Origin of the sequence: Bradyrhizobium sp. (assembly GCF_019244115.1) — a bacterium.
Classification (GTDB): Bacteria; Pseudomonadota; Alphaproteobacteria; order Rhizobiales; family Xanthobacteraceae; genus Bradyrhizobium.
The window spans coordinates 1-5,198 of record NZ_JAFATE010000307.1 but is presented as its reverse complement, the minus strand read 5'-3'; the positions used below and the strand labels follow the sequence as shown (position 1 = coordinate 5,198).

Genomic DNA, 5,198 nt, shown 5'->3' with positions numbered 1-5,198 from the left:
AAGCTTCAGCCCGGCGATAAGATGGCGGGTCGGCACGGCAACAAGGGCGTCATCTCGCGGATCATGCCGATCGAGGACATGCCGTATCTCGAAGACGGTACGCCGGTTGACATCGTGCTGAACCCGCTCGGCGTGCCCAGCCGCATGAATGTCGGCCAGATCCTCGAAACGCACCTCGGCTGGGCGTCGCACGGGCTCGGTCTTCGCATCGGTGAAGTTCTCGACAGCATCAAACGTAACGGCGGCAGCGACCGGAAGCTTCGGCAGATGCTCGGTCAAATCTATGACGGTGCGGAACGCAGCGAGATCGAGGCGTTGCCCGAAGAAGAACTGCTCGAACTGGCGGATGGCCTGACGCAGGGCGTGCCGATGGCCAGCCCGGTGTTCGATGGCGCCCGCGAGGAGGACATCGTCGCGATGCTGGAGAAAGCGGGCCTGGCTGCCTCCGGCCAGGTGACGCTGGTCGACGGCCGCACCGGCGAGCCGTTCGACCGCAAAGTCACCGTTGGCTACATCTATATGCTGAAGCTGCATCACCTCGTGGACGACAAGATCCACGCCCGGTCGATCGGGCCTTACAGCCTCGTTACCCAGCAGCCGCTGGGCGGGAAGGCGCAGTTCGGCGGACAGCGTTTCGGCGAGATGGAGGTTTGGGCGCTCGAGGCCTACGGCGCAGCCTATACGCTGCAGGAGATGCTGACCGTGAAATCGGACGACGTCTCGGGCCGCACCAAAGTCTATGAGGCGATCGTCCGCGGGGATGACAACTTCGAAGCCGGGATCCCCGAATCCTTCAACGTGCTGGTCAAGGAGCTGCGCTCGCTTGGCCTCAATGTCGAGCTGGAGCAGCGCAGCTACTGATGGCCTGCACCCGGCCTGCAGTTACACGGTTAACAGGGCGGCGAAGCCGCCCCGTCGCCGGGCTCGCATGAGCATAGCGAGCCCGGGGCACGGTTTGTTCGAGAGGGGTCCTCGATGAACGAGTTGATGAACATCTTCGGGCAGGTTTCGGGGCCGCAAAGCTTCGACCAGATCCGGATCTCGATCGCCAGCCCGGAGCGCATCCGCTCCTGGTCGTACGGCGAGATTAAGAAGCCCGAAACGATCAACTACCGCACCTTCAAGCCGGAACGTGACGGGCTGTTCTGCGCCCGCATCTTCGGCCCGATCAAGGACTACGAGTGCTTGTGCGGCAAGTACAAGCGCATGAAGTACCGCGGCATCATCTGCGAGAAGTGCGGCGTCGAGGTGACCTTGTCCAAGGTGCGCCGCGACCGCATGGGCCACATCGAGCTAGCCTCGCCGGTTGCGCATATCTGGTTCTTGAAGTCGCTTCCGAGCCGCATCGGCCTGTTGCTCGACATGACGCTGAAGGATCTCGAAAAGGTCCTCTATTTCGAGAACTACGTCGTCATCGAGCCCGGCCTAACTCCGCTGAAGCTGCATCAACTGCTCTCGGAGGAAGAGTACCTGAAGGCCCAGGACGATTACGGCGATGACCAGTTCACCGCCGCGATCGGCGCCGAGGCCCTGCGTACGATGCTGTCGGCGATCGATCTGCAGGAAGAAAAGATCAAGCTGCGCGAGGAATTGCGCGAGACCTCCTCCGAGGCGCGCCGCAAAAAGCTGGTCAAGCGGCTGAAACTGGTCGAGGCATTCATTGAGTCGCACAGCCGGCCGGAGTGGATGATCCTCGAAGTGGTTCCGGTCATCCCGCCTGAGCTGCGCCCGCTGGTACCGCTCGATGGCGGCCGCTTCGCCACCTCGGATCTCAACGACCTCTATCGGCGAGTTATCAACCGCAACAACCGACTGAAGCGCCTCATAGAGCTGCGCGCGCCCGACATCATCGTGCGCAACGAGAAGCGCATGCTGCAGGAAGCGGTCGACGCCTTGTTCGATAATGGCCGGCGCGGCCGTGTGATTACCGGCGCCAACAAGCGACCGCTGAAATCGTTGAGCGACATGCTGAAGGGCAAGCAAGGCCGGTTCCGGCAGAACCTGCTCGGCAAGCGCGTCGATTATTCCGGCCGCTCGGTCATCGTCGTCGGCCCGGAACTTAAGCTGCAACAGTGCGGCCTGCCGAAGAAGATGGCGCTCGAGCTGTTCAAGCCGTTCATCTACTCGAAGCTTGAGCTCTATGGCCTCGCCAGCACGATCAAGGCCGCCAAGCGCATGGTCGAGAAGGAGCGGCCGGAGGTTTGGGACATCCTCGAAGAGGTGATCCGCGAACACCCGGTGCTCTTGAACCGCGCCCCCACCCTGCATCGCCTCGGCATTCAGGCCTTCGAGCCGGTGCTAATTGAAGGCAAGGCGATCCAGCTGCACCCGCTCGTCTGTACCGCCTTCAACGCCGATTTCGACGGCGATCAGATGGCCGTGCACGTGCCGTTGTCATTGGAGGCGCAGCTCGAAGCGCGCGTTCTGATGATGTCGACCAACAACATTCTCAGCCCAGCGAACGGCAAGCCGATCATCGTGCCGTCGCAGGATATCGTGCTCGGCCTCTACCACATCACAATGGAGCGGCGGGACATCCCTGGACTGGTGCTCCAGCTGGGCGGCTTCGCTCGCGGCGATCACGATGTCCTTGCGGGCTTGCAGAAGGCCATCAAAGCCGGGACGGCCTTCCTGTACGCGCCGGGCGAGAAGCCCTCGCGTCTGGCGAGAGATCTCGGTAAGGCCGATTCGCCGGTGTTACAGCGGGTCCTGAACGGTGAGATCGCGATCCATCCTCGGATCAACTGGCCGGAATTCGGCAGCCAGAAAGGTGCGGCCGCGGCCAGAGATGCCTTCCAGCAGAGCCTGGAGCGCCGCGACGTTACGATCTTCAACCTCGAAGATCCCGAGACGCCGTTCGCATGGAAGAGGCTCGACGAGCTGAAGCGAGCGGTCGACGAGGAGCGCGTGGTCCTGGCGCCGGTGCCGACCTTCACGAGCATCGGCGATATCGAGCAGGCCCTGGCGGCGAAGACCGTGTCGCTGCACACCCGGATCAAGGCTCGGTATGAAACCCTCGATGTCGATGGGCACCCGCTCGTGCGCCGCGTCGATACGACGCCCGGCCGCATGCTGCTGTCCGAAATCCTGCCGCGGCACCCGAATGTCCAATTTGATCTCGTCAATCAGTTGCTGAACAAGAAGCAGATCAGCGATCTCCTCGATGAGGTGTATCGCCACTGCGGCCAGAAAGAGACCGTAATCTTCTGTGACCGGCTGATGACGCTCGGCTTCCAGCAGGCGTGCAAGGCCGGCATCTCCTTCGGGAAGGACGATCTGATCATCCCCGAAGCGAAGCATCGCCTCGTCGCGGAAGTTCAGGAGAAGGTCAAAGAGTACGAGCAACAATACCAGGACGGACTGATCACCCAGCGCGAGAAATACAACAAGGAGGTCGATGCCTGGACCAGCTGCTCGGAGAAAGTGGCCGAGGAGATGGTCAAGGTCATACGCGCGCAGCGGCCCGGGGAGCCGATCAACTCGGTTTGGATGATGTCGGACTCGGGCGCCCGCGGGTCGGCGGCTCAGATCAAGCAGCTGGCCGGCATGCGCGGTCTGATGACGAAGCCCTCGGGCGAGATCATCGCGACGCCGATCATCTCGAATTTCAAGGAAGGGCTGACCGTGCTCGAGTACTTCAACTCGACTCACGGGGCCCGAAAGGGCCTCGCCGATACCGCGCTGAAGACCGCCAATTCCGGCTATCTGACGCGCCGGTTGGTTGACGTTGCCCAGGACGCGATCATCACCGAGGAGGATTGCGGTACCACCCGCGGCCTATTGACTCGCGCCGTGGTCGAAGGCGGCGACATCATCGCGCCGCTCGCGGATCGCATTCTCGGCCGGTGCGCCGCTGTCGATGTTCTCGATCCGCTCAGCGGCCACGTCGTGCTCGCCGCCGGTGAGCTGATCGACGAGGACGCAGTTGATGCGATCGAACGCGCCGGTATCGATGCGGTCTCGATCCGCTCGGTCCTGACTTGCGAAGCGCATACTGGCGTTTGCGGCAAGTGCTACGGCCGGGACCTGGCCCGCGGCACGATGGTCAATATGGGCGAAGCGGTGGGCGTCATCGCGGCACAGTCGATCGGCGAACCCGGCACGCAGCTGACAATGCGCACCTTCCATATCGGCGGTGCGGCGCAACGCGGCGCCGAGCAATCCTCGATCGAAGCGGCGTTCGATGCGGCGATCGAGGTCAAGAACCGCAATGTCGTGATCAACTCGTCGGGGCTCCCGGTCGTGATGGGCCGCAACTGCGAGATGGTGCTACTCGATGAAGCCGGTCGCGAGAAGGCGCGGCATCGCGTGCCCTATGGCGCGCGGCTGCTGGCTGATGACGGCGCACCGGTCAAGCGTGGCGACCGCCTGGCCGAATGGGACCCCTATACGATCCCGATCATCACCGAGAAGGACGGCATCGCGCATTATGTCGACCTGACCGAGGGTGTCTCGATGCGCGAGGTGCTCGATGAGGCGACTGGCATCTCTTCGAAGGTCGTCATCGATTGGAAGCAGCAGCCGCGCGGGGGCGATCTGCGCCCGCGCATCACGTTGCGGGATCCGAAGGGTGAGGTACTGACACTCGCAAACGGGCTCGAAGCGCGATATTTCCTGCCCGTGGATGCGATCCTATCGGTCGACAATACCGCCCACATCAAGGCCGGCGACGTCATCGCCAGGATCCCGCGCGAATCCTCAAAGACGCGTGACATCACCGGTGGTTTGCCGCGCGTGGCCGAGCTGTTCGAAGCGCGTAAGCCCAAGGACTTCGCAATCATCAGCGAGAGCGAAGGCCGCGTCGAATTCGGCAAGGATTACAAGACGAAGCGACGCATCGTCGTGGTGCCGAACGATGGCGCTGCCGATCCGGTTGAATATCTGATCCCGAAGGGCAAGCACATCAGCGTCCAGGAAGGCGATTACGTCCTTAAGGGCGACCTGATGATGGACGGCAACCGCGTGCCGCACGACATTCTGCGCATTCTCGGGGTCGAGGAGCTCGCCAGCTACCTGATCAACGAGATCCAGGAGGTCTACCGGCTGCAGGGCGTGCGCATCAACGACAAGCACATCGAGGTCATCGTGCGCCAGATGCTGCAGAAGGTGGAGATCGAAGATCCGGGCGAGACCACCTTCCTCGCCGGCGAGCAGATCGATCGCTCCGAATTCGATCACGAGAATGCGAAGGTCGAGGC

General features: G+C 62.5%; 1 protein-coding gene and 1 pseudogene. Both read left to right on the top strand.

Features of this window, described 5'->3' with window-relative positions:
- Positions 1-861: pseudogene (locus JOZ76_RS13705) on the top strand (DNA-directed RNA polymerase subunit beta); the annotation flags it as partial.
- Positions 862-975: 114 nt separating this feature from the next.
- The coding region (locus JOZ76_RS38545) for a DNA-directed RNA polymerase subunit beta' (protein ID WP_291699163.1) at positions 976-5,198 on the top strand (4,223 nt) is incomplete at its 3' end.